22 protein-coding genes, 1 tRNA gene and 1 pseudogene are annotated in these 26,972 nt (G+C 72.6%); 14 read left to right on the plus strand and 10 right to left on the minus strand.

The window, feature by feature from the left end:
• Positions 1-182: 182 nt before the first annotated feature.
• On the minus strand, positions 183-1,175 hold the full coding sequence (locus IF89_RS0108395; protein ID WP_030763484.1) for an NAD(P)/FAD-dependent oxidoreductase: 993 nt from the start codon (positions 1,173-1,175) through the stop codon (positions 183-185).
• A gap of 65 nt (positions 1,176-1,240) precedes the next feature.
• Between IF89_RS0108395 and IF89_RS0108400 the strand changes: the two genes are divergently transcribed.
• The 3 genes from IF89_RS0108400 (at position 1,241) to IF89_RS0108410 (ending at position 2,877) form a co-directional block, all read left to right on the plus strand.
• The gene (locus tag IF89_RS0108400) at positions 1,241-1,858 is read left to right on the plus strand and encodes a helix-turn-helix domain-containing protein (RefSeq protein WP_030763487.1); all 618 of its coding nucleotides are present in this window, start codon (positions 1,241-1,243) and stop codon (positions 1,856-1,858) included.
• Positions 1,855-2,370, plus strand: a complete 516-nt coding sequence (locus IF89_RS0108405) for an NUDIX domain-containing protein (protein WP_030763490.1) — start codon at positions 1,855-1,857, stop codon at positions 2,368-2,370. Before IF89_RS0108400 ends, IF89_RS0108405 begins: the two co-directional genes overlap by 4 nt.
• A gap of 135 nt (positions 2,371-2,505) precedes the next feature.
• Positions 2,506-2,877: a hypothetical protein gene (locus tag IF89_RS0108410; protein WP_030763493.1), complete on the plus strand. Its 372-nt coding sequence runs from the start codon at positions 2,506-2,508 to the stop codon at positions 2,875-2,877.
• A 92-nt stretch (positions 2,878-2,969) separates the two neighbouring features.
• Here IF89_RS0108410 and IF89_RS0108415 read toward each other — a convergent pair whose 3' ends face one another.
• The 4 genes from IF89_RS0108415 to IF89_RS0108430 all read right to left on the minus strand — a co-directional run bounded on the left by IF89_RS0108415 (position 2,970) and on the right by IF89_RS0108430 (position 8,335).
• On the minus strand, positions 2,970-3,635 hold the full coding sequence (locus IF89_RS0108415; protein WP_030763496.1) for a GOLPH3/VPS74 family protein: 666 nt from the start codon (positions 3,633-3,635) through the stop codon (positions 2,970-2,972).
• Positions 3,636-3,749: 114 nt separating this feature from the next.
• Complete coding sequence (locus IF89_RS0108420; protein ID WP_043193324.1) at positions 3,750-5,846, minus strand: MDR family MFS transporter; 2,097 nt, start codon at positions 5,844-5,846, stop codon at positions 3,750-3,752.
• 59 nt (positions 5,847-5,905) lie between these two features.
• Positions 5,906-7,261 (minus strand): 6-phospho-beta-glucosidase, encoded by a 1,356-nt coding sequence (locus IF89_RS0108425; RefSeq protein WP_030763500.1) that lies wholly within the window; start codon positions 7,259-7,261, stop codon positions 5,906-5,908.
• Between the two features lie 198 nt (positions 7,262-7,459).
• Positions 7,460-8,335 carry a helix-turn-helix domain-containing protein gene (locus IF89_RS0108430; RefSeq protein WP_030763503.1) on the minus strand — a complete coding sequence of 292 codons (876 nt, stop codon included), beginning with the start codon at positions 8,333-8,335 and terminating at the stop codon, positions 7,460-7,462.
• Positions 8,336-8,668: 333 nt separating this feature from the next.
• Here IF89_RS0108430 and IF89_RS0108435 point away from each other — a divergent pair, with 333 nt between their 5' ends.
• The 3 genes from IF89_RS0108435 to IF89_RS0108445 all read left to right on the plus strand — a co-directional run bounded on the left by IF89_RS0108435 (position 8,669) and on the right by IF89_RS0108445 (position 11,128).
• The gene (locus IF89_RS0108435) at positions 8,669-9,337 is read left to right on the plus strand and encodes a helix-turn-helix domain-containing protein (RefSeq protein ID WP_030763506.1); all 669 of its coding nucleotides are present in this window, start codon (positions 8,669-8,671) and stop codon (positions 9,335-9,337) included.
• 64 nt (positions 9,338-9,401) lie between these two features.
• Entirely contained in the window at positions 9,402-9,959 is a 558-nt protein-coding gene (locus tag IF89_RS0108440; protein ID WP_030763510.1) for a hypothetical protein, read from the plus strand.
• Entirely contained in the window at positions 9,956-11,128 is a 1,173-nt protein-coding gene (locus tag IF89_RS0108445; protein ID WP_030763513.1) for an MAB_1171c family putative transporter, read from the plus strand. The genes IF89_RS0108440 and IF89_RS0108445 overlap by 4 nt, the downstream gene beginning before the upstream one ends.
• A 93-nt stretch (positions 11,129-11,221) precedes the next feature.
• On the opposite strand, the gene IF89_RS0108450 is transcribed toward IF89_RS0108445, so the two are convergent.
• From IF89_RS0108450 to metG, 3 genes are all read right to left on the minus strand, one after another.
• Positions 11,222-11,887 carry a DUF4239 domain-containing protein gene (locus IF89_RS0108450; RefSeq protein ID WP_030763516.1) on the minus strand — a complete coding sequence of 222 codons (666 nt, stop codon included), beginning with the start codon at positions 11,885-11,887 and terminating at the stop codon, positions 11,222-11,224.
• Between the two features lie 56 nt (positions 11,888-11,943).
• Positions 11,944-12,534: a hypothetical protein gene (locus tag IF89_RS44500; protein ID WP_030763521.1), complete on the minus strand. Its 591-nt coding sequence runs from the start codon at positions 12,532-12,534 to the stop codon at positions 11,944-11,946.
• A gap of 184 nt (positions 12,535-12,718) precedes the next feature.
• Positions 12,719-14,434 (minus strand): methionine--tRNA ligase, encoded by a 1,716-nt coding sequence (gene metG, locus IF89_RS0108460; RefSeq protein WP_030763524.1) that lies wholly within the window; start codon positions 14,432-14,434, stop codon positions 12,719-12,721.
• A 378-nt stretch (positions 14,435-14,812) separates the two neighbouring features.
• Between metG and IF89_RS0108465 the strand changes: the two genes are divergently transcribed.
• The 7 genes and pseudogenes from IF89_RS0108465 (at position 14,813) to IF89_RS0108495 (ending at position 24,179) form a co-directional block, all read left to right on the plus strand.
• Positions 14,813-15,451 carry an RNA polymerase sigma factor gene (locus IF89_RS0108465; RefSeq protein WP_234327699.1) on the plus strand — a complete coding sequence of 213 codons (639 nt, stop codon included), beginning with the start codon at positions 14,813-14,815 and terminating at the stop codon, positions 15,449-15,451.
• A gap of 794 nt (positions 15,452-16,245) precedes the next feature.
• Positions 16,246-16,965: pseudogene (locus tag IF89_RS47545) on the plus strand (IclR family transcriptional regulator domain-containing protein); the annotation flags it as partial.
• A 732-nt stretch (positions 16,966-17,697) separates the two neighbouring features.
• A complete protein-coding gene (locus tag IF89_RS0108475) occupies positions 17,698-20,448 on the plus strand; it encodes an ATP-binding protein (RefSeq protein ID WP_030763533.1) in 2,751 nt (916 codons plus the stop codon).
• Between the two features lie 129 nt (positions 20,449-20,577).
• Entirely contained in the window at positions 20,578-21,411 is an 834-nt protein-coding gene (locus IF89_RS0108480) for an alpha/beta fold hydrolase (protein ID WP_030763536.1), read from the plus strand.
• Between the two features lie 34 nt (positions 21,412-21,445).
• A complete protein-coding gene (locus IF89_RS0108485; protein ID WP_030763539.1) occupies positions 21,446-21,919 on the plus strand; it encodes a Dps family protein in 474 nt (157 codons plus the stop codon).
• The gene (locus tag IF89_RS0108490) at positions 21,919-23,079 is read left to right on the plus strand and encodes a serine hydrolase domain-containing protein (RefSeq protein WP_234327700.1); all 1,161 of its coding nucleotides are present in this window, start codon (positions 21,919-21,921) and stop codon (positions 23,077-23,079) included. The genes IF89_RS0108485 and IF89_RS0108490 overlap by 1 nt, the downstream gene beginning before the upstream one ends.
• Positions 23,080-23,339: 260 nt before the next feature.
• The gene (locus IF89_RS0108495) at positions 23,340-24,179 is read left to right on the plus strand and encodes an alpha/beta fold hydrolase (protein ID WP_030763544.1); all 840 of its coding nucleotides are present in this window, start codon (positions 23,340-23,342) and stop codon (positions 24,177-24,179) included.
• A 342-nt stretch (positions 24,180-24,521) separates the two neighbouring features.
• Here IF89_RS0108495 and IF89_RS0108500 read toward each other — a convergent pair.
• Positions 24,522-24,609, minus strand: a tRNA-Leu gene (locus IF89_RS0108500).
• A 254-nt stretch (positions 24,610-24,863) separates the two neighbouring features.
• On the opposite strand from IF89_RS0108500, the gene IF89_RS0108505 reads away from it, so the two are divergent.
• Complete coding sequence (locus tag IF89_RS0108505) at positions 24,864-26,042, plus strand: low temperature requirement protein A (RefSeq protein WP_051806890.1); 1,179 nt, start codon at positions 24,864-24,866, stop codon at positions 26,040-26,042.
• Here IF89_RS0108505 and IF89_RS0108510 read toward each other — a convergent pair.
• The gene (locus IF89_RS0108510) at positions 26,029-26,970 is read right to left on the minus strand and encodes a beta-ketoacyl-ACP synthase III (protein WP_030763549.1); all 942 of its coding nucleotides are present in this window, start codon (positions 26,968-26,970) and stop codon (positions 26,029-26,031) included. The two genes, IF89_RS0108505 and IF89_RS0108510, sit on opposite strands and share 14 nt — an antisense overlap.
• Positions 26,971-26,972: the final 2 nt, after the last annotated feature.

Consider the following 26,972-nt stretch of genomic DNA (forward strand, 5'->3'; position numbering starts at 1 on the left):
GAACCCTGTTGGACCGTACGACGATCACACCGCTCAGAAGCCTGCGCGTACGGGGCACGGCCGAAACCCGCACACGTGTCCGGCAGGCGGCGCCCCGGCCGCGGCCGTCGACCGCCGGCCGGCCGGTCCGCGGGACTGCCGGTCAGCCGGACCGCCGGTCAGCGGGGCTGCCCGTCACCCGCTCAGCCGCGGACCGTGTCCGCCGCCGCGCCCGCGCGGCGGGCCGCCACCGCCCGCCGGGTCTCCGCCCCGATCAGGTCGGCGTTGAGCGCGGCAGCGGCCCGGACGCCCTGGGCGGCCGCCCCCGCGACCTTCTCCAGCGGGGCCGTGACGTTGCCCGCCACCCATACCCCGGGCAGCGCGGTGGCCCCGGTCTCGGGGTCGGAGGCGACGCAACGCCCGATCACGTGGCCGTCCCGCACCATGTCCGTCATCGGCAGGCCCAGGCCGGTCAGGACCCCCGACCGGGCCGTGAACCGCGGGGCCACCACCAGCGCCCTGCACTCCACCACGGCTCCGCCGGCCATGCCGACCCCGGTCAGCCGGTCGTCCTCGACGACCAGACCGGTGACCTCCCCCTCGACCACCCGGATCCCGAGGGCCGCCGCCACCTCCCGGTCCTCCTCGGTGAGCGGCCAGGTGTGCGCGAGCAGCGTGGTCCGTGCACTCCAGTGCCGCCACATCTGCGCCTGGTGCACGGCGAGCGGCCCGTCGGCCAGCACCGCGACCGGCTGGTCCCCCACCTCCCAGCCGTGGCAGTACGGGCAGTGCAGCACGTCCCTGCCCCAGCGGGCCCCGAGCCCGGGGACCGGCGGCAGCTCGTCCACCAGACCGGTCGCGACCAGCAGCCGCCCCGCCCGCACGGTCGAACCGTCCCCGCAGCGGACGAGGAACCCGCCCCCGGGCAGCAGGTCCGCGGCGACGACCGTGCCGGACCGGATCCGCCCGCCGTAGCCCTCGACCTCAAGGCGGCCCCGGGCGAGCAGCGCGGCCGGGCTCTCGCCGTCGAGTCCGAGGTAGCCGTGCATGTGCGCGGCCGGGGCGTTGCGCGGGCTGCCGGAGTCGATCACCAGGACCGAACGGCGGGCCCTGACCAGGGTGAGGGCCCCGGCCAGTCCAGCAGCGCCGCCACCGACGACCACCACGTCGTACGAGTCTTCCCTTGCGTCGTCCATGTCTGCGAGGGTCTGCCCGCCGGGGAGATTTGACAAATGTTCTTGCCGAAGCGGCAAATGGAGGCATGGCCCCCGAGAAGCAGGACGAGGAACTCGCCGACGTGCTCACCGCCGTGGGCCCGCGGCTGCGCGCCCTGCGCCGCCGGCGCGGCACCACACTGGCCCAGCTCAGCGAAACCACGGGGATCTCGCTGTCCACGCTCTCCCGGCTGGAATCGGGGCAGCGCAGGCCGACGCTGGAGCTGCTGCTCCCGCTGGCCAAGGCGCACCGAGTGGCGCTCGACGAGCTGGTCGGAGCGCCGGAGACGGGGGATCCGCGGATCCGCCCGCGCCCCTTCGTCCGGCACGGTCACACCTACATCCCGCTCACCCGCAACTTCGGCGGCGTACACGCCTTCAAGCAGATCCTGCCGCCCGTCGAGGATCCACCGCCCGTACCGGAACTGAAGGTGCACGAGGGCTACGAGTGGCTGTACGTGCTGTCCGGGCGGGTCCGGCTGCTGCTCGGGGAGCACGACCTCGTCCTCGGCCCCGGGGAGGCCGCCGAGTTCGACACGCGGACGCCGCACGCGTTCTGCAACGCCGGTGCGCACCCGGCGGAGTTCCTCAGCCTCTTCGGGCCCCAGGGCGAACGGATCCACGTCCGTGCCCGGCCCACCACCTCTGCGGAAGGACGTCCATGACCACCTCAGGCGATCGCTCCGAGCACTCCGAGCAGGAGCGCCCCGAACGGGCCGTTCCGCAACCGCACGCCGTCGTGGGCGTCGGCCTCGTCGTCCTGGACGGGGACGGCCGGGTGCTGCTCGGCCAGTCGCACGACGGCCGGTGGGAGCTGCCGGGCGGCAAGGTCGACCCCGGAGAGGGCTTCGAGGAGGCCGCCGCGCGGGAACTCGCCGAGGAGACGGCCCTCCGGGTGACGCCCGAGGGAGTCCGCGTCCTGTCCGTGCAGATCGAGGCGCAGTCCGACCTGACCCGGCTGACGGCGGCCGCGGTCACCACCGGCGCGGAGGGCGTGCCCGTCGTCACCGAGCCGCACAAGATCGCCCGCTGGGAGTGGTTCGAACCCGCCGGGATTCCCTCGTCGCTGTACGCCCCGTCGGCGGCGGTGCTGCGCGCATGGCGCCCCGACCTGTCGGACCTGCCCGACGTCCCTTCGTACGACTACCCCACGACGGGCCGGGCCGCGAACGCCTGAGAGGGGCTCGTGCCGCACGCCGGCCCGGGCCGAAACCCGTGGCGGAGGTGCGCGGGGCGCCCGTAGGGTCGGGCTCCGAGGCGGCCGCCACCTGGGCAGCCCGCCGCCCATCCGCCGCGACGAGAGAGCGAACCCATGCCCGCCCCGCGTACGACGACGACCCTCTGGCGCCCCACCGGCCCGGCGGAGCTCGACCTGGTCCGCGGGCTGGACTGGCGTGCCTGGCCGCCCCGCCTGCCGGAGCAGCCGATCTTCTACCCGGTCCTCAACGAGGAGTACGCGGTGCGGATCGCCCGGGACTGGAACGTGAAGCACGACGGCGCCGGTTTCGTCACCCGCTTCGAGGTGGACTCGGAGTTCCTCGGCCGCTATCCGGTGCGGCAGGCGGGAGGGCGGACGATCCTGGAGCTGTGGGTACCGGCCGAGGACCTCGCCGCGTTCAACTCCCACAGCGTCGGCCGGATCCAGGTGACCCAGGAGTTCCACCGAACGTCCCCGACCGCCTGACCGACCGGGCTGATGATCCGGCCTCCAGCGTCGAGCACGAAAGCTGTGGCGCCGGCACCCGCCGACCGCACCCGGAGCCGGAGCGACGCCCGTCAGGACACCGCGGCCGCCGTGGCCACCGTCGCCGTCACCACGGCCGCATGCATGTCGCGGATGGCCCTGCGGACGCCCTCGGCCGCCCACTGGCCGTCGGCTATCTCCGCCATCCTGGGGCGCACCGTGCGGGGGCGGTGGTCGGGGAAGGCCAGGCGGTGCAGTTTCGCGGCGTGGAGCAGGGCGATGACCCCGGCCGTGCGCTCGTCCGGCTCGGCCCCCTGCAGGACGGCCGCCGCGAGCCGCTCCCGCAGGGCACGCTCGGCCCTGCCGTCGGCCTCCGGATAGCGACGCAGCGGGAACATCCCCAGCACCTTGCGCTCCTGCGGCAGGACCAGTCCGCGCTCGCCGAGGCGTGCCAGCACGGCGGGGACCGCCTTCGCGGCGTCCTTCGTCAGCCACTGCGAGACGGGGCGCCGCGCACGGCCGCGCAACCAGGCCTCGATCAGCCGGTAGCGGTCGTCGAGGAGGGGCTCCCCCATGGGTTCGGCGCTGACGAGCTGCAGCCGCTTGTCCGCGACGACCACCCGCTCCGCCATGACCAGTTCGAGCAGGATCGCCCCCGCCACGGCCGGGCCGACCGCCTGGCGCTGCCGCACCGCCCCGGACCCGTCGTCCAGGGAGAGCAGCGTGATCTCCTCGGCCAGCGTGATCGTGGTCCCCATCTGCCTTGCCCCCAGTCATGGTTCGTCCCCTCGAAGGGGAAGACGCCCGGACGCCCCCGGGAGTTCCCGCCCGGCGCGCCCCGTCGGGCGTGCCGGGCTCGACGCCCGGCACACCTAGTGCCGTACGACCACCTTCGGGGCGAAGTTGCCCTCGCCCAGGTCCTCGGCCAGCAGTCGTTTCGCGATGGCGTCCGCGGCGACCCGCAGTTCGGCGCTGCGCGGCCGGCCGCGGTCCTTCTCCAGCTGGTCGCCGAGCCACCGGGCCCAGGCGGCAGAGATCACGTCCGCCTCGCGCTGACCGGCCGGTGTGAGGCTGAAGAAGGAGTCCTCGCGGGTGAGGAAGCCCTCCTCGACCATCCGGTCGAACACCGGGAGCAGCACTTCGGGCGGGAGTGAACGCCGGCCGGCGACCAGGCCGATGGTGGAGTAGCCGATGGTCCTGGTCATCAGCTCGACCTGCATCACCGTCCACGCGCCCGCGATGTCCAGCCGGGTGTCGGACTCCTCGACGATCCCCCGTGCCGTGTCCGCCCCCATGTTCCGTACGAGCTTGCCGACCGCCAGTTCCAGCAGCTTGGCCGAGTCGCCCGAGGCCGTGGCCGGGGAGCCGAAGCCGTCGCCCATGTCGGTGGACCCGGCCCGGGCGCTGTCGCGCAGCCGGACCTGCTTGAGGAACAGCGCCACGACGAAGCCGAACACCGCCACCGGCACGGTCCACAGGAAGACCGTCTGCAGGGCGTCCGCGTACGCCTCGACGATCGGTGCCGCGGCGGCCGGATCGAGCCGGTGCACGCCCTCCGGGGTCGAGGCGGCTTCGGCGAGGCGCGCCGGATCCTCCCCGGTGGCCCGGGCCGCTTCGCCGACCGCCGCCTCCAGCGACGGTCCCAGGTGGTTCGCGTAGATCGTCCCGAAGACCGCGGTCCCGAAGGCGCTGCCGAGCGTACGGAAGAAGGTGACCCCGGACGTGGCGGTGCCGAGGTCCGCGTAGTCGACGGTGTTCTGCACGGCGATCGTCAGCACCTGCATGGACAGGCCGATGCCGACGCCCAGCACGAACATGGAGAGGGACTCCCGCAGGCTGCTGGCCCCCGGGTGCATCCGCGACAGCAGGTACAGGCCGACGCCCATGACCGCGTTGCCGACGATCGGGAAGATCCGGTACTGGCCGGTCCTGCTGACGACGTTGCCGCTGAAGACGGAGGCGAGCAGCAGTCCGAAGACCATGGGCAGGGTCCGGACGCCCGAGATCGTCGCCGAGTCCCCGTCGACGTACTGGAGGTAGGTCGGCAGGAACGTCATGGCGCCGAGCATGGCGAAGCCGACGACGAAGCTCAGCACCGAGCACACGGCGAAGACCGGGTTGCGGAAGAGCCGCATCGGGATCGTGGGCTCCACCGCGCGCGTCTCGGCCAGGCAGAACAGCGCCAGCGCCACCGCACCGCCCGCGAACAGGCCGATGATCACCGGGGAGGTCCACGCGTACTCGTTGCCGCCCCAACTGGTGGCCAGGATCAGGGCGCTGGAGCCGATGGCCACCAGCGTGATGCCCAGATAGTCGATGACCGGCTTGCCCGAGGCGCGCACCGCCGGGATCGTCCTGGCGGCCGCGACGACGACCATGACGGCGATCGGGACGTTGACGTAGAAGCACCACCGCCAGGTCAGCTGGTCGGTGAAGAAGCCGCCGAGCAGCGGGCCGATCACGGTGGCGATGCCGAAGACGGCACCGATCATGCCCTGGTACTTGCCGCGCTCGCGCAGGGGCACGACGTCGGCGATCAGTGCCATGGCGGTGACCATCAGGCCGCCGGCCCCGATGCCCTGGACGCCGCGCCAGACGATGAGCAGCGTCATGTTGCCGGCCAGGCCGCAGAAGAAGGAGCCGCTGATGAAGACGACGGCGGAGATCTGAAAGATCAGTTTCCGGCCGAAGAGGTCTCCGAACTTGCCGACCAGGACCGTCGCCACGGTCTCCGCGAGCAGGTAGGAGGTCACCACCCACGACATGTGGTCCCCGCCGCCGAGGTCCCCCACGATCGTGGGGAGGGCCGTGCCGACGATCGTCTGGTCGAGGGCCGCCAGCAGCACGCCCAGCATGATCGTGCCGAAGACGACGTTGCGCCGCCGCCGGTCGAGCACGGGCGGCGCCGCGACTGCGGCGGGGGCAGTGGTCACATCTGGCACTCTCACAGGCCGCCCGCCCCGCCGCATGCGGCGGTGGTCCGTCGGAGGGACCCCTGCGCGCGGCCCGGCCCTCCCCCGCCCGCGGGTCAGCGCAAGTGGGCCAGGCCCGGATGGGCCTGCGCGTAGCCGTCGAGGAGCCGCCGGGCCACCGCCACCGAGTCCACCAGCGGGTGGAGGGCGAAGGCCTTCACGGCGTCGGCCCGCGCACCGCTCGCGGAGGCCGCCAGGACCTCGCGTTCCACCGCCTTCACGGCCGTCACCAGGCCCACCGCGTGCAGCGGCAGCTGCTCGACGCCCAGGGGGTGTGCACCGTTGCCGTCCACCAGGCACGGCACTTCGATGACCGCCGCCGCGTCCAGGACGGAGAGCGTCGAGCCGTTGCGGACGTTCAGGATCAGCGTGGCCCGCTCGTCCCGGGCGATGGCCCGCATCAGCGCCAGCGCCACCTTCTCGTAGCCGCCGGACTCCAGGTCGCTCTCGTCGCGCCCACCCACCCCGGCCGCCTCGCGGTTCTCGGCCATGTACGTGGCCTCGCGCTCGGCCCGGGTCCGGTCCCAGGCGGCCAGGGCCGCCCCGGCGGGCAGCCCGGGCCGGCCGGCCTCGGCGTAGAAGCCGCGCTGCTGGTCGCGCAGGAAGGCCCCGCGGGTCCGCTCCGCCTCCTGGTAGGCCCGTACGGTCTCCCGGTTGAAGTAGTAGTAGTGCAGGTACTCGTTGGGGATCGCGCCGAGCGAGCGCAGCCACGCGGCGCCGAAGAGGCGGCCTTCCTCGAAGGACTCCAGTGCCTGCGTGTCGGCCAGCAGCCGCGGCAGTTCGTCGCGGCCGGCGATGCGCAGCCCGCGCACCCAGCCCAGGTGGTTGAGGCCGACGTAGTCGATCCAGGCCTCCTGCGGCCGGGCCCCGAGCAGCCGGGCGATGCGCCGGCCGAGGCCCACGGGCGAGTCGCAGATGCCGATCACCCGGTCGCCCAGTTCCTCGGCCATCGCCTCGGTGACCAGGCCCGCCGGGTTGGTGAAGTTGATGACCCAGGCCTCGGGGGCCACGCGGGCGATCCTGCGGGCGATCGCCCGCACCACCGGGACGGTCCGCAGTCCGTACGCCACCCCGCCGGCGCCCACCGTCTCCTGGCCCAGCACACCCTCCGCGAGGGCGACGCGCTCGTCCGCGGCGCGCCCTTCGAGGCCGCCGACCCGGATGGCGGAGAAGACGAAGTCGGCGCCGCGCAGGGCCTCGTCGAGGTCCCGGGTAGCGGTGACGGCCGGGGCGTCGGGCACTGCGGCGGCCGCGGCCAGGTCCGCGAGGACGCGGGTCATGGCGGCGAGCCGCGCCGGATCCTCGTCGTAGAGCGTCACATGGGACACCCGCCCCTCGGCGTGGTCCCCGAGCAGGGCCCCGTAGACGAGCGGCACCCGGAAGCCGCCTCCGCCGAGGATCGTCAGCCGCACGCCCCTACCGCCTTTCGCCAGATGCCGGTGCGCAGGCCCGCACCGGTGCCGGACGCCGCACCGGCGCCGGTGGCCGCGACGCCACCGGTACCCGGTTCCCTGCCGGCCCGGTGCCACGATCGGCGACACGCTTCGTGCCGCCGCCGGTGGCGCGGAGAGCCGGCGGGCTTGCGCCCCGCACCAGTCTGCCCCGGCCGGTCAGTCCCCCAGCGACGGCACGGCGCGCAGCCGGGCACCCTGCTGCGGGTGGGTGACGGCCGCGCCGCCCCGCACGGGGCCCGTCGGCACGCCCTGCGGCCCGGACAGGATCAGCGTGATCCTGGTCAGTCCCATCTCGTCCAGCATCCGGCTGGTTTCGGCCACCATCCGGCAGCGGACCAGGCCCCACCGCGGGTCGGGGTGGCGCACCGTGCGCACCGCCCCGTCCTGCTCGGCGGCTTCGGGTCCGCGCTTGCTCAGCCAGTGGGGGACGCCGTAGCGGTAGGCCGCCTCCATGAACGGGTCACGGGCCACCTCCTGGCGGATGCTGCACAGCCCCTCGTCCTCCGGGGCTTCGGCGAGCGCCGCCGCGAACTGCGCGAGCAGGGGTACGCACCAGGCCGGTTCGTGGTCCTCCAGCACGGCCGCGGCGTCCGGGTGGAACAGCACGAAGCGCAGGAAGTTGTCGTCCGGCAGGGCCGTCGGGTGCGGCCGTACGGACTGGAAGAGCAGGTCGAAGGCGGAGTTGGTGAGGGCGACGTCCCAGCGGTGGTCCACCAGGAAGCTCGGGTAGGGCAGGGCTTCCATGAGCGCCGCGTAGTCGCACAGGTAGTCGCGCTGCGCCGGGTCCTCGGGGAGGCGGTTCTCGTCGGAGGCACGCCACGTGGGCGGCGGGTCGCGGTCGACCATGACGCGGAAGAGCCAGAAGCACTGCCGCTCGCTCATCTCCAGGGCCTCTGCCAGGGCGAGGAGCTTGCGGTCCGTCCACTCCTTGACCAGGCCGCGTTCCCAGTTTCCGTACGCGCGCACACTGATCCGCAGGCGGGCGGCGAGGTCCTCCTGGCTCAGGCCCAGCTCTTCGCGGCGCTGGCGCAAAATCTCCTTGCGTCGCTCCGACCGCACGGCGCCACGCGCGGACTCCTCGCCCGCCAGGCGTTCCCCACCGGCTCGGGCGAGGCCATCGGACGGGCCCACCGCTGCGAGATGTGGCACTGAGAGCTCCCCCTCCTCCGGTCTGGATCTTCATTTCCGTGTGGCGATCCTGCTACCGACTTCATTCGAGTGTCAACTATTGTGGCAATTCCAGCCTCTTGACAGCTCATTCCCGCCACAGCTGTGGCACGTTCTAGCCCTTACGGGCCGGAGCGGCTAGATTCCAGAAGCCGACCATGTGCCGTACCGACTTCGCGCGATCTAGGAGAACCACTGGTGACAGACGGCTTCCCGGCTCCCGTCGCGGTGGCCGACGCACCCCTGGCCGCGACCATCGCCCGCGTCGCCGAACTCGCGGGCAAGATGGGCCGCGACCTGAACCAGGTCTTCGACCTGCGGCGCCTCTCGGAGGCCTCGGGCGTGCCCACGGATGTGGTGAAGACCCTGCTGGAAGGCAGGCCGGCCGGTGAACCCGACCTCCAGGCCCGCTTCCTGCAGCGGCTCGACCTGCTCCGGCGCACCCGCGTCAAGGCGAACGGGCGCCGCTACACGCAGCAGGAGATCGCCGACGGCGCCGGCATGTCGAGGCAGCAGGCGGGAGCGCTGATCAACGGCGATCGCCGCCCCACCATGGAGCACTGCGACGCCATCCAGCGCTTCTTCGGGGTGCACGCCGGCTTCCTCACGGCCCACGACGCCGACGCCCTGACGGACGCACTCCAGCGGACCGAGCAACAGCTGCTCCAGGACTACGCGGGGCGGGCGCGGGAAACCGTACCGGCCGCGGCCGCATCGTCGGGCGATCCGCTGGCAAGACTCCTGCAGAACCACGGCGTGCGGGGCATCGCCTGGCGCGCCGCCCAACTGCCCAGCGACAAGCACCGGGACAAGGTGACCGAATGGCTGGACATGCTCCTCGAAAGCGTCAAACCGAATGAATCCTGACCCAGTCGAAAGTCTGGGTCTGATCCTTGAGTCCTGATCCGGATCCGCGCCGACGGGGAGAACGGTGAGCATAGGCAGAGAGCAGCGGCGGTTGTGCGGGGAGCTGGTGGCCGGCATCCGGCTGACCGCCCCCGTGGAGCCCGTGGAACTCTACGCTGCCCTCTGTGAGGGCATGAGCAGACACCGCGGCCGCCGGGTCGACTTCCGCATGGCTTCGTTCCCGCCCCGCACGGCCAGCGGTCTGTGGCTCGACATGGCGGACCGGGACCTCGTCGTCATCGAGGAGCGCACCGCCCCCGACCACCAACTGGTCATCCTGGGCCACGAGCTGTGGCACATGAAGGCGGGCCACTGCAGCCACCACGTCGACGGCGCCGCCGTCGCCGCGCGGCTGCTGTCCGACGAGGCCGACATCGGCGAGACGGTGCGCCGCGTCGCCGCACGCACGCGCGCCGACGTCCAGGAGGAGACCGAGGCCGAGACCTTCGGCTTACTGCTGAGCAGCCGCTGCCGGAACTGGCTGGCCGGGTCGGCGGGCCACCGGGCCCCCGTCCAGCGCAATGACCTGGCGGGGCGGATCGAGGCCTCCCTCGGCTACCGGGGACTGAGGAACGACCGTTGACCGGTGAGGACTACTACATACCGGCAGCGGCGATGGCGATCTCACTCGCCTTCAAGCTGCCGGCGCTGCGGCACAACTGGCGGGACCCGCTCCTGCGCTCGGTCGTGGCCCTGCTGGCGCTGGCCGGGGCGGTGTTCGCCTTCGCCGCCCCGCCCACCATCGCGGCCGTCAACCGCTGGACCGGGGTCGCCAACTTCTCGGCCCCGCTGGTGTACTGCCTGATCACCGCGTTCAGCGCCTCCTGCCTGGTTCTGATGGTCAACTGGCGGGGCGGGCCGCCCGAACAGACCCGGCGCGTCTCCCGCCGCTGGATCCTCGGCTACAGCATCGTGATCGTGGCCCTGGTCGCGCTCTTCGCCCTCGGGGAGACCCCGGAGGAGCGCCTGCGGGACTTCGACACCTTCTACGCGAACACGCCCTACGTCGGCCAGATGATCGCCCTCTACCTGCTGGCGCACCACGTGGCGGCGGTGGTGATGGTGGTCCTGTGCTGGCGCTGGTCCCTCCAGGTACGCGGCTGGCTCCGGATCGGCCTGATGATCATCGTCGCCGGCTACCTCTTCAACCTCGGCTACGACGCCACGAAGATGACCGCCGTCGTCGCCCGCTGGCTCGGTCACGACCTCGACGGCCTGAGCACCTACGTGGCGCCGCCGCTCGCCTCCCTCGGGGCGCTGATCAGCGCCATGGGCTTCGTGGTGCCGCTCGTCTGCCAGCGGCTCTCGGACCAGTGGCAGACCTGGGCGACGTACCGCCGGCTCGGCGCGCTGTGGCAGGAGGTGCAGATCTCCGCCCCCGTCGGCACGCCCTCCGTGCAGATGGCCTGGTGGACGGCCGGCGAACTGCGGGTCATCCAGCGGGAGTCCGACATCCACGACGGGTTCCTGCACCTCGGCCCCTACTTCGACAAGGGCCTGCGCGACGATGCCCACGCCACCGCCGTCGCCCAGGGCGCCGACGAGGAGACGGCCCGCGCCGTCGCCGACGCCGCCATGGTCGCGGCCGCCGTACGGGCCCGGTCCGCGGACCCCGAGGGCGGGATCGTCGGCGAGGACGAGGAGACCCTGATGGACGCCTGCGACGGGCCCCGGGACCTCCTGCGGATCTCGGACGCCCTGCGGCGTTCGCCGGTGGTGCAGGCCGTCCGGCGGCAGGCGACGACGGTCTAGGGGGTGTTGCGAAAGTCCCGCACGGCGCCCACGGCGCCCGGCACGCACTCTCGCCGCACCGGCCGAAGCCCCGAGTACGCCCAGTACGAGGGCCTAGACGATCAGCGCGCTGAAGAGCCCCGCCAGGAGCAGCTCCCGCCCCGACCGCCGGATCTGCAGCGTGAAGATCAGCCCGACGGTGACCACCCCGCCGACGAGCAGCCCGAACCACACCACGCTCGGCAGCGTCGACTCGGAGCTCTGGGTCCGCGAGTGGCGGGCCTCGTCGGCGGCGGCGATGTGGTCCAGCAGCGGCTGGTAGGCCTGCGCCTGGAGTTCGGTCGTGGGGCTCTGGTGGGTGACGGAGGTGCGGAGCTTGCCGAGCAGCTCGCCGCCCTCGGCCGAGGCGCTCTCGCCGGAGGTCAGCAGCGGCCAGTCCACGGCGACGGTGTGCGAGACGTACGCGTCCACCTCGCCCCGGATCCGGTCGCGGACGGCAGCCGGGTAGACGTCGGCGCGCTGGGTGACCTCGTACAGCGCCTGGGCCTCCCGGCGCACGCTGTCCTCGGCGGCACCGCGCGCCTCCCATACGCCCGCGATGGCCAGGCCCAGCACGATCGCGTAGACCACGCCCACCATCATCGTCATGTACTCGATGACGTCGGGGGTTTCGCTCGTGTCCTCGTCGGCGGCGGCCCGGCGGTGCCGGATCGCCGCGAGGGCGAGGACGAGGGCGCAGACGAGCGCCATGGCAATGGCCAGGACCAGCCATTCGGACACGTGGATTCTCCCGGTGGTGTGGATCGGTGGGCGGACGGCGGTACGGACGGGCAGGGTCAGCGCCGGCTCGTGCCACGCGGGCGCAGCGCGGCGGCGGCGAGCACGGCGGGCGTGGTGACGACGACCATGAGCATGACGGTGGACATCCCGCCCGGGTCGCGCCGCTGCAGGGCGACAGAGCGGTACGGACGCACGTGGAAGGCGCTCATGGGCGCGGCGGCGGCCCTGGGCCGGGGCGGGGCGGACGCTACGGCAGGAGCCGCTGCGGAAGCCGCCTGCGGCTCCGGCGCGGGCGTCGGCGGCTCCGCCGGCGCGGCCACCGCCTTCGCGGAGGGCCCGGCCGGCGCCACGGCGGCGGACGGCTGCTCCGGCCCGGGCGTGCCCGGCACCGCGGGGCGCGCCCCGGCGGCGGGCCCGGGGCTCCGCCCGGGATGGCGCACCGTCGGCCCGCCTGTTCCGGGCACGGTGACGCGGACCGGGGGCCCGCCCACCGGCGGCACGTGCGGGCGCTGCGGGCGGCCGGCCGGGACGCACAGGTCGACGCGGGCCCCCCGGCCGTGGCCGTCGCCCGCGACCGCCACGTGGCCGTGGAGCGGACAGAGCGCCGCCACCAGCCCCGCCCCGGCGAAGTACTGCCATGCGGCCACCGCGCGTCCTCCCGATCTCCGCAAGCGACAAGGGTTACGCCTGAAGAAACGATCAAGGCCCGGCTTCGACACGCGGCGGGCCCGGGGAATCCGTGCACCTGCCGCGCCGGCCGCGAGCGGCAGGGCGCCCGAGAACGCCGAAGGGGCGCGGCCATCGGCCGCGCCCCTTCGGTCCGGACGGGTGTCAGCCGGCCTCGGAACCACCGAAACGCTCGCGGTAGGACTCCAGGTCCTCCTCGGTGACGCGGGCGAAGAGCACCGGCGGGACGGTGAACGGGGTACCGGCCGGGACCGCGTCCAGGGCCTTGGCCTGCTCGGGGGCGACCCACGACGCCGTGTCGTCGGCGAGCGCGAACGCCGAGCGCATGGCGCGTGCCGAGGCCGGGATGAACGGCTCGGAGACCACCGAGTAGAGGTGGATGAGGTTCATCGCGGTGCGCAGGGTGAGCGCGGCGCCGTCGAGGTCGGTCTTGACCTCCAGCCAGGGGGCCTTCTCGTCCAGGTAGGCGTTGCCGGCGGACCACAGGGCGCGCAGCGCGGCCGCGGCCTTGCGGTACTGGAGGGTGTCCATGTGGCCCTCGTACTCGGCGAGCAGCTCGGCGATCTGCTCGCCGAGCTTGGCCTCGGCCTCGCCGGCGGGGCTGCCGGCCGGGACCTCGTCGCCGAACTTCTTGCGGGAGAAGGTCAGGACGCGGTTCACGAAGTTGCCGAGGGTGCCGCCGAGGTCCTTGTTGACCGTGGCGGCGAAGTGCTCCCACGTGAAGGACGAGTCGTCGGACTCGGGGGCGTTGGCGATCAGGAAGTAGCGCCAGAAGTCGGCGGGAAGGATCTCCAGCGCCTGGTCGGTGAAGACGCCGCGCTTCTGCGAGGTGGAGAACTTGCCGCCGTAGTACGTCAGCCAGTTGAAGGCCTTGACGTAGTCGACCTTCTTCCACGGCTCGCGGGTGCCCAGCTCGGTGGCGGGGAACATCACCGTGTGGAACGGGACGTTGTCCTTGGCCATGAACTGGGTGTAGCGGACGTCCTCGGCCTCGTACCACCAGGCCTTGTAGTCGCGGTTCGCCGGATCGGCGTCCGCCCACTCCTTGGTGGAGGCGATGTACTCGATCGGGGCGTCGAACCAGACGTAGAAGACCTTGCCCTCGGCGGCCAGGTCGGGCCAGGTGTCGGCCGGCACCGGGACGCCCCAGTCGAGGTCACGGGTGATGGCGCGGTCGTGCAGGCCCTCGGTCAGCCACTTGCGGGCGATCGAGGAGGCCAGCTGCGGCCACTCCTCCTCGTGCTCGGCGACCCAGGCCTCGACCTCGTGCTGGAGCTTGGACTGCAGGAGGAAGAGGTGCTTGGTCTCCCGGACTTCCAGCTCCGTGGAGCCGGAGATGGCCGAGCGCGGCTCGATCAGGTCCGTGGGGTCCAGGACGCGGGTGCAGTTCTCGCACTGGTCGCCGCGGGCCTTGTCGTAGCCGCAGTGCGGGCAGGTGCCCTCGACGTAGCGGTCCGGCAGGAAGCGGCCGTCGGCCGGCGAGTAGACCTGCCGGATCGCCCGCTCCTCGATGAAGCCGTTCTCCTGGAGCCGGCGGGCGAAGTGCTGGGTGATCTCGACGTTCTGCGGCGAGGAGCTGCGGCCGAAGTAGTCGAAGGACAGCTCGAAGCCGTCGTAGACCGCCTTCTGGGCGTCGTGGGCCTGCGCGCAGAAGTCGGCGACCGAGATCCCGGCCTCCTTGGCGGCGAGTTCGGCGGGGGTGCCGTGCTCGTCGGTGGCGCAGATGTAGAGGACGTCGTGGCCGCGCTGGCGGAGGTACCGGGAGTACACATCCGCCGGAAGCATCGACCCGACCATGTTGCCCAGGTGCTTGATCCCGTTGATGTAGGGAAGCGCGCTGGTGATCAGGTGTCGAGCCATCCTCGGATGCTCCATTTCCTCTGTGCGGTGCGTCGTGACGTCACGGACTGTGAGTGCGGTTCATCGTATCGAACCGCCGAACGGCCACGCGCCGCAATTGTTCTCCGGTGGACACAAAGCAAAAGCGAGGGCAGTGACCTCTCCGTCACGGCCCTCGCGATCGCGCCCATGGTACAGCGGGACCGCGCAGCGCCCGACCGGCGGGACGGCGGCACCGGTCGCGGGCATATGCATACGTGCTGGCTGGAGACCTGTGCGATCGAGAACGATCACGGTTCGATCATCGGCGACGCATTGCTTCCCAGGTTTCTTCTCTGCGCCCCCCAAGTGCGCCCGCGCTGCTTTTCTGTCCTGCACACCAGGGGATGAGGTGGAGCGGTGAGCGATGGCGGACCGGAGGAGTCCGGTGGGGCCGTGGGACTGCCGAGCCGGCGTCGGCGGCCGACTCCCATGAGCCAGTGGGACCCGGCGGCACGCCTGTCGTACTGGGCCTTCCATGCCAACCGGCGCCCCGTGTACATGCGCTTCGCGTATCTGCAGCTGGGGTCGGACACGGATGCCGAGGAGGCCGTGGACGCCACCTTCGACTCCATCATGGGCGACTGGCTGCGCATGCTCCACATGGACCGCCTGGACGCGTACGCGTGGACCGTCCTCAAGCACTGCCTGGTCGACCGCCGGCAGCGGCGCCACCCCTGGCAGCAGGAACCGGAGCCCATGGACATCAGCGCCTTCGAGGCGGCGCTCAAGGAAGCGCACGCCGACCAGTACGAGGTGCTGACCGACACGATCCGCTTCTACTCGGCCGTGTCCCGGCTCGCAGAGCGCCAGCGCGACACCGTGCTCCTGCGGTACGGGCTGCAGTGCACACCCGGCGAGGCGGCCTCCGTGATGGGCGTCGACGAACCCACCGTCCGCTCCTACCTGGGCCAGGCCCACCGACGCCTCGCCCGGCTGCTCGACACGTGCGCCGATCCGGCGGACGCGTCGGAGCCGGCCGAACCAGCCGGATCATGAGGCGCCGTGATCGGCTGGAGCGGGCGGACGGCGACCCGGCGCCCCGCTCGCTGGCCGAGTTCCTCGCCCGGGTAGGCGTCCGCGACCGCTACCGCCACTACGACCTCGGCGCCGCCGAGGCCCGGTTGCTGCGCGCCACACCGCACCCGCACGTCCCGCACCGGGCCCGGCGCCCGGCCGCCCACGGCTGGAGCGACCCGGTCCACGACCGCCCGCTCGACGCCGAGCGGGCCCGGCGCGACCTCAAGGCGGTCTGCCTGGCCCTGGTGTGCGAACCCGATGCGCCCGCCCACCTGAACTCCTTCACCGCGCTGCGCACCGACCTGTCCGGCGCCGTCGTCTTCGGCTGCCTCCTCCACCTCGCCGGGATGCGCGAAGGCGCCCGCTTCTGGTGGCAGTTCGCCGCCGCGTCCGGGAGCGCGAAGGCCGCCGCGGCCGCCTACTGCCTCTTCCTCGACCACTCCCGGCGCGGCGAGCACCACGACGCCCGGCACTGGGCGCGCGAGCTGGGCCGCCGCGGCTTCCGGCCGACGGGCCGGCGCGACCTGCGGGAGATCCGGCTGTGCGCGCAGGCTGCAGTGCTGCGCTACGTGGACCAGTGCGACGACCCCGACCTCGGCCCGGTGCCGCTGCCGCGGCCGGGGCTGTCGGGCGCGCTGAGCGCGTTCCAGCCGCCTCCCGTCACGGTCGTCGCGCCGGTGGCGGCGGCCCGGCCGGCCACCGGGCCGCTGCGCCACCCGGCGCTGACGGCCGCGGCGCGCCGGACCGTCGTACAGGGCGGCACGGGCGAGGCCCTGGCCGAGGCCCGCCGGGCCCTGGCGGTCGTACGCGTCCTGGAGCAGCACCCGCTCGGCGTCCGGGCCGCCCAGCTCGCACGTGAGTCGGGGCTCGCGGAGGCGGAGCTGCGGCCGCTGCTGGCGATGCTGTGCGAGGAGGAGTACGCGGACCGGCCGGGGGCCGGCGTGTACGGGCGTGGCCCGGCCCTGGACCGGCTCGCGGCCGCCGGCGGCCAGGGGCTGGCCGGCCAGCTGCACCGCACGCTCTCCCTGGCCCGGGACAGCGCGGGCGCCGCCGTGTACCTCAGCCGGTATGCGGGGGGCGAGGTCCACATCACGCAGATGGCGGCCGGGCCGGCGACCCCGCCGGTCCAGGAGTGGGTCGACTTCCGGGACGCCGCGCACGCCAGCGCGGTGGGCAAGTGCCTGCTGACCCAGCTCGACCACGACCGCCGCGCCGACCACGTGGCCCGGCACCGGCCCGCCCGGCTCACGCCGCAGACCATCACCGACAGCCGGGCCCTGTTCACGGCACTGGACGCGGTCGCTCCGGGGGCGCCCGTCTTCGACCTGCTCGAATACTCCCCCGGGGTCGTCTGCTCGGCGGTTCCCCTGGCCACGGGGGGCGTCGCGGGCAGCCTCGCGCTGTCGCTGCCGGCGACCCACGCGCACCGACTGCGCTCGGCCACCGAGACCCTGCGGCGCAAGGCCGTACCGGTCCTGCTGGCCCTGCTGCTGACCGGCGCGATCCCGCCTGACGCCCCGCCCGCGCCCGCCGCCGGACCGGACTGCGCATCGGAGCGGCGCGGAACCCGCCCCGCCGACCGGCCGGAGCCGCTGCGGGCTCCGGTGACGCCGGAGACCCTGCGCCACCTCCGGCGGCTCTTCCGCACCCCGCTCGCCGAGGCCGCGGCCGCGGCCGCGGCGCAGGGTCCGCACCTGGTCAGCGACACCACGGCCGGGGCGGCGTACCTCTTCGACGCGGCCCCTGCGGGGGACGACGCCCCCCGACTGTCCCTGCCCCATACCTTCACGTCGGTGACCCCGGGCAGCCTGATCCGCCCCACGGGCCTGGTGGTCCTGGGCACGTGAGGGAAGGGAGCAGTGTCGCAGCAACACGAAGAGGAGCCCCACACTGTGCGTGGGGCTCCTGCTGGTTGTGTCCGACCGACGGTTTCCGCCGGCCTGCAGCTTTGCGGCGCCCCGCATCCCAAGTTCCCGCGTCATGCAAGATCGCTTCGAACGTTGCTGTCAGGCCAGGCGGTGGCCTCGGACGTCCCGGCGGCGGCTCGGTTTCGCGCATGCGGACAGCGGTCATTACCGCTCGGTAGCACGCATACCATTACATGAACGGTGTCCAGACCAGGCTTTCACACCGCCCACCAACGGAGATGCCGCCAGGTCGTCTGGTTCCGCGAGGACGCGGAGCCGTCGGGTGCTGGGGAGGTACCGAGAAACGGGGGGTGCGGCATGCATCGGCGGGTCCTACTGGGGCGCGAGACGGAGCGTCGCACGCTGACCGCTCTGGTAGAGCAGGGGGCCGCCGGTTCGGGCGGCGCTACGGTGATCACCGGGGCGCCGGGGATCGGCAAGTCGGCACTGGTCGCGGAGGCCGCGGGCGCGGCAGCACGCGGCGGGACCCGTGTGATCACCGCTGTGGGGGTCCAGTCGGAGGAAGACCTGCCCTGTGCAGGCCTGCACCAGTTGGTTCACCAACTGAGAGACGGAATCGACGACTTGCCGGGACGTCAGCGCACCGCGCTGCTCGCGGCCGTCGGGCTCGTCGACGAGGCCGTACCCGATCTGTACCTCGTCGGCTTGGCCGCGCTGACCCTGCTGACGGACGCGGCGTCGAAGGCGCCGCTGCTGGTGGTCGTCGAGGACGCCCACTGGATGGACCGTGCCAGCATCGATGTGCTCGGGTTCGTGGCGCGGCGGATCGAATCCGACCCCCTCGTTCTGATCGCCGTCACCCGGCGCCTCGACGACCGCCTCAGCAGTGCCGGCCTGCCTGTGCTGCACCTGGGCCCGCTGACGGACGAGGTGTCCGGGGAGGTACTGGACGCAGTGGCCCCCGGACTGGGACAGCAGGTCAGACGGCGGCTGTTGGAGGAGGCCGCCGGGAACCCCCTGGCGCTGACCGAGTTGCCGGTCGCGCTGCAGTCGGTCGGCGGGGCGTACGCGCTCCATCCGGGCCCGCTGCCGCTGACCGCGCGGCTGGAGCGGACGTTCACGGCACGGGTCTCCCGCCTGCCGGCCGACACCCGCGCGGTCCTGCTTCTCTCGGCCCTCAATGGTGACGGGACGATGGAGGAATGCCTCGACGCGGCGGCCCGGATGCTCGGGACGGCGGTCGACGTCGGTGTTTTCGAGGCGGCGATCGCTGCGGGCCTGGTGGAGGCCCAGGGGCTGGCCTTCAGACACCCCCTCGTCCGCTCGGCGATGCACCACGCCGCCACCGCCGTGGAGCGCCAGGCCGCGCACGCCGCGCTGGCCGCCGCGCTCCAGGGGCAGCCCGATCGGCAGGCATGGCACCATGCCGCCGCCACCGCCGGTCTCGACGAGAGAGTGGCACGGGATCTGGACTCCACTGCCGGCAGAGCCCTGCGGCGAGGCGGTGTCGCCGCAGCTCTCGCCGCGCTGAGGCGGGCGGCGGAGCTGACGAAGGACCCCTCCGCACGGGCGGACCGGCTGCTCCGGGCGGCGGAGCTCGCACTGGAGTCGGGCCAAGGAGATGTCGCGACGCATCTGCTGTCCCAGGCGCGCTCCCTGGACCTTTCGGCCCGGGACCACGGCCGCGCGGCCTGGGTCAGCATCGCTCTGGCCGAGGGGACGCGGGGCGAGGGCGCCGCGACCGCCGAGCTGGCCGAGCTGGCGGTCGAGATCGCCGCCGACGGCGAGCCGGCACTGGGGCTGCGCATGCTGTGGAGCGCGGTCCTGCAGTGCTTCTGGGGAGAGCCGGGCCCGGCCGCCCGCGAGCGGGTCGCCGCCGCTGCCGACCGGATGCCTGTGCCTGCCGACAACGCCGACCTGGTCGCTCTGCGGGCGTACTCGGCGCCGGTCGAGCGTGGGGAAGGGGCTGTGGAGGGCCTGGCGAGTCAGCTGGAGCGCTCATCGGAGAACGCGGAGGGGGACCAGCTCCTGGGCGCCGCCGCCGTGACCGTGGGCGCTCCCGCCCTGGCGAGCCGGTTGACGGCGAGGTCGCTGGACGCCCTGCGAGCGCAAGGCAGGCTGTCGATGCTGGCCCGCGCCCTCTGCGTCCAGGCAGGGAGCGCCGCACGGCTGGGTGACGTGCGCGCTGCTTCCCTCGCCGCGGAGGAGGCCGCGTCGCTCGCCCGCGAGACCGGTCAGCCTCTTGTGCACGCGATGGTGAATGCCATCCGCGCGCAGCTGGCCGCCATCAGCGGCGACCCCGCGGCAGAGGAATGGGCGGCGGAAGCCGAACGCGAGGCCCTTCCCAGCGGAGGGCGCCCGGTGCTGGCCATCATGCAGATGGCGCGCGGGCAGGCGGCCCTCTGCCAGGGCCGCTACGGCGACGCGTTCGGCCACCTGCACCGCGTCTTCGACCCGGCCGACCCCGCCTTCCACTCCTGGCTGCGCTTCTACGCGGTCGCGGAGCTGGTCGAGGCGGCGGTGCGCAGCGAATCCGCGGAGGTGGCACGCGACATCATGCGGGAGCTGACCCCGCTCGGGGAATCGACGTCTTCGCCCGCCCTCCTCTGCGGGTTGCGACTGGGCCGGGCCCTGTTGAGCCCGCAGGATGCCGCCGAGCCGCTGTACAGGGCGGCCCTCGACGCCGTCCCCACGGACTGGCCGTTCGAGGGGGCGCGGGCACGCCTTGCCCTGGGCGAGTGGCTGCGGCGTCACCGGCGGCCCGCGGAGTCCCGCGTCGCCCTGCAGGCCGCACGCGAGATCTTCGACGCCCTCGGCGCGTCGGCATGGGCGGAGCGGGCACGGCAGGAGCTGCGCGCCGCGGGCGCCTCGTCCCCGCGCCAGGATCCGGCCGCGGTCGATCGGCTGACCTCGACCGAGCTGCATGTCGCCCAGCTCGCCGCGCAGGGTCTGACGAACCGGGAGATCGGCGAGCGGTTGTACGTCTCGCCCCGGACGGTGAGCACCCATCTCCAGCGGATGTTCCCCAAACTGGGGGTCACGTCCCGCGGCGAACTCGCCGCGGTGCTCGGCGGCACGACGACGTACCCCGAAAGCGCAGCGTCATGACGTACGCGCAAGACGCAGCACCCTGACGTACGTCGAAGCCGTAGTCCGACGGACGCGGCCCGACCCGCTCGATTCCTAGGTTGGTGCCATGCCCGATACGCACACGGCGGACGGGCGGGAAGGCACACCATGGGAACCATCACCGTCGGCACCGAGGGCTCGACCGGCATCGACCTCTACTACGAGGACCACGGGTCGGGGCAGCCGGTCGTCCTGATCCACGGTTACCCGCTGGACGGGCAGTCGTGGGAGAAGCAGACCGATGCGCTGGTCAAGGCCGGCTACCGCGTCATCACCTACGACCGCCGCGGCTTCGGCCGGTCGAGCAAGACCATGACGGGCTACGACTACGACACCTTCGCCGCCGACCTGGACACCGTACTGACGCAGCTGGACCTGCATGACGTGGTTCTCGTCGGATTCTCGATGGGCTCGGGCGAGGTCGCCCGCTACCTCGGCGTCCACGGCTCGGAGCGAGTAGCGAAGGCGGCGTTCCTCGGTTCGCTCCAGCCGTTCCTGTTGCAGACGCCGGACAACCCCACCGGTGTGCCGCAGAGCGTCTTCGACGGCATCGCGGAGCAGGCGGAGGCCGACCGCTACGCCTGGTACGAGAGCTTCTTCGTCGACTTCTTCAACACCGACGAGACGCTCGGGTCGCGGCTCAGCGAGGCCGCGCTGCGGGCGAACTGGGCCACCGCCATCGATTCGGCGCCCATGGCGGCCTACGCATGCGTCCCGGCGTGGCTGACGGACTTCCGGGCCGACGTGGAGCGCATCGACGTGCCGTCGCTGATCCTGCACGGGACCGCCGACCGCATCCTGCCGATCGACGCCACGGCCCGTGAGTTCCGCCGCCGCCTGCCCGAAGCGCGGTACGTCGAGATCGACGGCGCTCCGCACGGGCTGCTGCTCACCCACGCGGCCGAGGTCAACGCCGCCCTGCTCGACTTCCTCGCCGCCTGAGAGCCGGCGCCTGTCACGAAAGGACCGCACTCCTGTGCCGGTTGTGAACAACCCTCTGTCGCAGCGCGACCGCGAGACCGCGGGAGCGGTGCTGCAGGCGACCCTGGCCGACCTGCTCGGCCTGTCCCTGGTGGCCAAGCAGGCCCACTGGAATGTGTACGGCCCGCGCTTCCGCTCGGTCCACCTCCAGCTCGACGAGGCCGCCACCGTCGCCCGGAACCACGCCGACACGGTGGCCGAGCGCGCGGCCGCCCTGGGCGTCAGCCCGGACGGACGGGCCGGGACCATCGCGAAGGCCAGTGGCGTGCCCGCCTTTCCGCCGGGCTGGACCAAGGACGGCGACGCCGTCGATGCCTTGGTGCACGCGCTCTCCGCCGTGACCGAAAGGCTGCGTGAGCGCATCGTCGTGATGGGCCCGGTGGATGTCGTCACCGAGGACCTCCTCGTTGGGCTGACGGCTGATCTCGAGAAGCAGAGCTGGATGTTCCAGGCGGAGAACCGGGTCTGATGGGGGAGAAGAGCATGGGTGTCGAGGGCACGAGCACCGACCGGTTCGAGCCGGTACGGGCGGCGCTGGTGGCACACCTCGAAGCCGGCGAGGAGTTGGGGGCGTCGATCGCCGTCGATGTGGACGGGGTCATGGAAGTCGATCTCTGGGGTGGCCACGCGGACGCGGCGCGGACCGTTCCGTGGCACCGGGACACGTTGGTGAGCATGTGGTCGACCACGAAGACCCTCACCAATCTCGCGGCTCTCGTCCTCGTCGACCGGGGCGCGCTGGATCTGCACCGCCCGGTCGCGCACTACTGGCCCGAGTTCGCCGCCCAGGGAAAGGAGCACATCGAGGTGCGGCACGTTCTGGCCCACACCTCGGGACTCTCCGGCTGGGAGCAGCCCTTCTCCATGGAGGATCTCTATGACCGGCCCACTGCGAGTGCCCGGCTGGCCGCGCAGGCACCCTGGTGGGAGCCGGGCTCCGCATCCGGCTACCACGTCCAGACCCAGGGGCAGTTGGTGGGAGAGCTCGTCCGGCGGGTCAGCGGCCGCAGCCTGACAGAGTTCGTCGCCACCGAGATCGCCGAGCCGGCGCAGGCTGATGTCCAGATCGGCGCGCGACGGGCCGACTGGCCGCGTATCGCCGATCTGGTGGCCCCCTCGCAGCCAGGCGGTATACCCACGGGTCTTGATCCCGAGGGGATCTTCACCAGGACGCTGCTCGGAAGCCCCGCGCGCGACGAGCACGTCGACACCCCGCAGTGGCGCTCCGCCGAACTCGGAGCCGTCAACGGACACGGCAACGCACGTGGCCTGGCCCGAGCGCTCTCCGTCGTCTCGCGGCGCGGCCAGGTCAACGGCCACCGGCTTCTCTCCGAGAAGACGGTGGACAAGGTGTTCGACGTCCAAGCCGACGGAGTCGACCTGTTCCTGGGCGTCCCCGTCCGCTGGGGCATCGGCTACGCGCTCGCCGATCCGAGGACGATGCCGCACATGCCCACCGGGAGAATCTGCTTCTGGGTCGGCAGGGGCGGGTCGATCGTCATGATGGACCTCGACCGGCGCGTCACGTTCTCGTACACGATGAACCGGGTGGGCGACGGGCTCCTCGGTTCGGAGCGCACGCACAACTACCTCAGGCATGTCTACGAAGTCCTGGAGGGTACCGGCTGAGGTGTGGCCGTAGGCTCCCCGCGGGGGAGCCTCCGCCACACCGCCGAACGCGCCGGCAACCGCCTCAAGGCAGGAACGCGCGTGTGCGGCCGTCATCCGCCTGGAGGGGAGCTCGCTCCCTCATCCGGCTCACGCGGCGTAGTCGGACGCCCGTCAATCACGTACCGGCGAAACGACCCGGGCCCCGTTCCCCGACGCACCCAGCTGCCTCGCCTTTCGGGCCGTCGAGCACCATTCATCGAACAAGAGGGATTTCACCCATGCGCAAGACCCACCTCGTTCGTCCGGGCAGCAGATCCGTACTGCTCGGTGTCACCGCGGCCGTCGGACTGTCCGTCGCCGCCGTCACCCTGCCCGCTGCGGCAGACGCCACGCCCCACCGCCCCGAACGTCCGACGATCGTGCTGGAACACGGAGCGTTCGCCGATGCCGCGAGCTGGGACGGTGTCGTCGCCCGGCTGCAGCGCGCGGGCTACCCGGTGGTGTCCGCCGCCAACCCGCTGCGTGGTCCGGCGAGCGATGCCGCTTACCTGCGCAGCGTCCTCGACCACATCGACGGGCCCGTGGTCCTGGTCGGCCACTCCTACGGCGGCACCGTCATCAGCCAGGCCGCTGCGGGCCTCGAAGGCAAGGTGAAGGCACTGGTCTACATCGCGGCGTTCCTGCCGGACGAGGGCGAGAGCTCGATCGGACTGACGGACAAGTTCCCCGGCAGCACCCTCGGCCAAGCCGTCGAGTCCGTCCCCTACGTCCTGCCTGGCGGTGATCAGGGCGCGGACGTGTTCATCAAGCCGGAGAAGTTCCGCAGCCAGTTCGCCGCAGACGTGCCGAAGGACAAGGCCGGGCTCATGGCTGCGGGGCAACGTCCGATCGCTGCCGCCGCTCTGGAGGAGAAGTCCACCCAGGCCGCCTGGAAGACGATCCCCTCCTGGTCACTGGTGACCACGGAGGACCGCAACATCCCAGTGGCTGCCCAGCGCTTCATGTCGGCCCGCGCCCATGCCCGCACGACGACCATCGACGCGTCACACGCGGTATCCGTATCCCGCCCCGAGGCCGTCACCCGCATCGTCGAGCAGGCGGCCCGCACGGTCCGATGACCGAGGGCCCCGCCCTGTCGCTCATCGCACGTCCCCGCAGAGCGGGTCTGTGCGGGTTCGGGTGACGGGCTGGCCTGCCCCGCCTCCGCGGTTCCGGTTCTGGTGACCGAACCTCTTCCATCCTGTGCCGGAGGGCGAAAGGGGCTGGCCCCCCCCGGGGGGTACCTCCCCGACCCCACACCCGGCACTTGGCCCCTCCCACCTCTGCACCTCGCCTGAGCAGCGCAAACGAATCCGGCCCCCCGCCAACGGCGGGGGGCCGGATTACGTTCGCCATAAACAACAGAGCCGGTCAAAGCGACATCGTGTCGCTTTGACCGGCTCCATTTGGTCGGTTGACCCTGGTGTCCGAGGGGGGACTTGAACCCCCACGCCCGATAAAGGGCACTAGCACCTCAAGCTAGCGCGTCTGCCATTCCGCCACCCGGACCGGTGGTCGGCCCCGGTTTCCCGCGGCGACATGGACAACCATAGCAAAGGATCGGCGGGGCTCCGACCAATTGAACGGGCGACGGCAGTCCGCCACGCCGTGCTGACCTGCGGGCATACCCGAACGAGGTCGACGGGACGGTGCGTCTCGTCGAGGGCCGGGCGCTTTCGGTCCCACGGATGTCGGGATCCGGGTGGACAGCGGGGTGCCCGGAGCGGTCGGATGGCTGCGCACACGTCCGGGGGGAGCCGCGCATGGAAACCGAGCACCGCGTCAGCACGCTGGAGCTGTTCTTCGACCTCGTCTTCGTCTTCACCATCACGCAGTTGACGGTGCTGCTGGCGGACGACCTGACCCTGCGGGGCGCGGGGCAGGTCGTGCTCATCTTCACCGTGCTGTTCTGGATGTACGGGGGCTATGCGCACCTGACGAACCAGGTGCCGCCGGACCGGCCCGTCCGGCGCGTGCTGCTCATGCTGGCCATGGGCGCGTTCATGGTGTGCGCCCTGGCCGTGCCCACCGCGTTCGGGGCGGGCGGGGTCGCCTTCGGCCTGGGGTACCTGCTGGTCGTCCTGGTGCACGGCACGCTGTTCACGCAGGCGCACGGCCGCGGGGTGCTGTGGTTCGCACTGCCCAACGTGCTGTGCGCACTGGCGGTGACGGCCGCCGGTTTCTTCGACGGGCTGCCCGCCTGGGGTCTGTGGCTGCTGGCGCTGCTGCTGCAGTTCGTGACGCCGGTGGTCGTGCAGCGGGTCGCGGCGAGCGGGGCGCCGGCGGAGCCGGAGCGTGCGGAGCAGACCGTCGGCGACCAGCTCGGCGGGATGAACGCGGCCCACCTGGTCGAACGGCACGGCCTGCTGCTGATCATCGTCTTCGGCGAGTCCGTGATCGCGATCGGCATCGGGGTCGGTTCGCTGCCGCTGTCCGCCGGTATCGCGGGCGGTGCCTTCCTGGCGCTCGCGATCGCGTCCGCGATGTGGTGGATGTACTTCGTGCGCGACGAGGGCCGGGCCGAGGAGGTCTTCGCGCGGACGCCGCCGGACCGGCGTTTCAAGCTGGCGATGGCGGCGTACTACTACGCGTTCCTGCCCGTGCTGCTGGGCATCGCCGTCTTCGCGGCCGGCGTGAAGAAGACCATCGGGCATCTCGGGGAGCACCTGCACACCGGCCCGGCGGTCGCGCTGGCCGGCGGCGTCGCCCTCTACCTCGCCGGGAACCTGGTCTTCCGCGCGGTCCTGGGCCTCGGGGCGGCCCCCTACCGCGCGGCGGCCCTGGTGCTGGCGCTCGCCACCGTGCCCGTGGGGACCGGCTGGACGGGGGCCGGACAGTTGGTGGCCCTGGCCGTCGTCCTGGTCGGTGCGGTGGCGGCCGAGGGCGGCCGCTCTCCCGCCGCGGCGCGGGTGACGGCCGCGGAGGGCGTCACGGGCAGCTGATGACCTGGCCGGCGTAGGAGAGGTTCCCGCCGAAGCCGAAGAGGAGGACCGGGGCGCCGGAGGGGACCTCGCCCCGCTCGACCAGCTTCGACAGGGCCATGGGGATGCTCGCCGCGGAGGTGTTGCCGGAGTCGACGACGTCACGGGCGACGACGGCGTTGACCGCGCCGATCCTGGCGGCGAGCGGCTCGATGATGCGCAGGTTCGCCTGGTGCAGGACGACCGCGGCCAGCTCCTCCGGGGCGACGCCGGCCTTCTCGCACACCTTGCGGGCGAGCGGCGGCAGCCGGCTGGTCGTCCAGCGGTAGACGGACTGGCCCTCCTGGGCGAAGACGGGCGGCGAGCCCTCGATGCGGACCGCGTTGCCCATCTCCGGGACGGAGCCCCACAGCACGGGGCCGATGCCGGGCTCCTCGCAGGCCTCGACGACGGCCGCGCCCGCGCCGTCGCCGGTGAGCACGCAGGTGGTGCGGTCGGCCCAGTCGGTGATCTCGGTCATCTTGTCGGCCCCGATGACCAGTGCGCGGGTGGCGGAGCCGGCGCGGATGGCGTGGTCGGCCGTGGCCAGGGCGTGGGTGAAGCCCGAACAGACGACGTTGATGTCCATGACGGCGGGGCTGCCGCCCATGCCCAGCTTGGCGGCGACGCGCGCGGCCATGTTGGGCGAACGGTCGATCGCCGTGGAGGTGGCCACCAGGACGAGGTCGATGTCGTGCGGGGTCAGGCCGGCTCCGGCCAGCGCCTTTCCGGCCGCGTGGAAGGCCAGCTCGTCCACGGGCTCGTCCGGGCCGGCGACGTGGCGGGTGCGGATGCCGACGCGGGAGCGGATCCACTCGTCGGTGGTGTCGACCATGGCCGCGAGGTCCTCGTTGGTGAGCACTTTCGCGGGCTGGTAGTGCCCTAGCGCCACCACGCGTGAACCGGTCATGG

The organism is Streptomyces sp. NRRL F-2664, assembly GCF_000719345.1.
In the GTDB taxonomy this organism is placed as follows: Bacteria; Actinomycetota; Actinomycetes; order Streptomycetales; family Streptomycetaceae; genus Streptomyces.

Excerpts from the sequence above, each read along its gene's own strand:
- IF89_RS0108395 (WP_030763484.1), bottom strand. The coding sequence starts at position 1,175 with ATGGACGACGCAAGGGAAGACTCGTACGACGTGGTGGTCGTCGGTGGC.
- IF89_RS0108400 (WP_030763487.1), top strand. The coding sequence starts at position 1,241 with ATGGCCCCCGAGAAGCAGGACGAGGAACTCGCCGACGTGCTCACCGCC.
- IF89_RS0108405 (WP_030763490.1), top strand. The coding sequence starts at position 1,855 with ATGACCACCTCAGGCGATCGCTCCGAGCACTCCGAGCAGGAGCGCCCC.
- IF89_RS0108410 (WP_030763493.1), top strand. The coding sequence starts at position 2,506 with ATGCCCGCCCCGCGTACGACGACGACCCTCTGGCGCCCCACCGGCCCG.
- IF89_RS0108415 (WP_030763496.1), bottom strand. The coding sequence starts at position 3,635 with ATGGGGACCACGATCACGCTGGCCGAGGAGATCACGCTGCTCTCCCTG.
- IF89_RS0108420 (WP_043193324.1), bottom strand. The coding sequence starts at position 5,846 with ATGCGGCGGGGCGGGCGGCCTGTGAGAGTGCCAGATGTGACCACTGCC.
- metG (WP_030763524.1), bottom strand. The coding sequence starts at position 14,434 with ATGGCTCGACACCTGATCACCAGCGCGCTTCCCTACATCAACGGGATC.
- IF89_RS0108475 (WP_030763533.1), top strand. The coding sequence starts at position 17,698 with ATGCATCGGCGGGTCCTACTGGGGCGCGAGACGGAGCGTCGCACGCTG.
- IF89_RS0108480 (WP_030763536.1), top strand. The coding sequence starts at position 20,578 with ATGGGAACCATCACCGTCGGCACCGAGGGCTCGACCGGCATCGACCTC.
- IF89_RS0108490 (WP_234327700.1), top strand. The coding sequence starts at position 21,919 with ATGGGGGAGAAGAGCATGGGTGTCGAGGGCACGAGCACCGACCGGTTC.
- IF89_RS0108495 (WP_030763544.1), top strand. The coding sequence starts at position 23,340 with ATGCGCAAGACCCACCTCGTTCGTCCGGGCAGCAGATCCGTACTGCTC.
- IF89_RS0108505 (WP_051806890.1), top strand. The coding sequence starts at position 24,864 with ATGGAAACCGAGCACCGCGTCAGCACGCTGGAGCTGTTCTTCGACCTC.
- IF89_RS0108510 (WP_030763549.1), bottom strand. The coding sequence starts at position 26,970 with ATGACCGGTTCACGCGTGGTGGCGCTAGGGCACTACCAGCCCGCGAAA.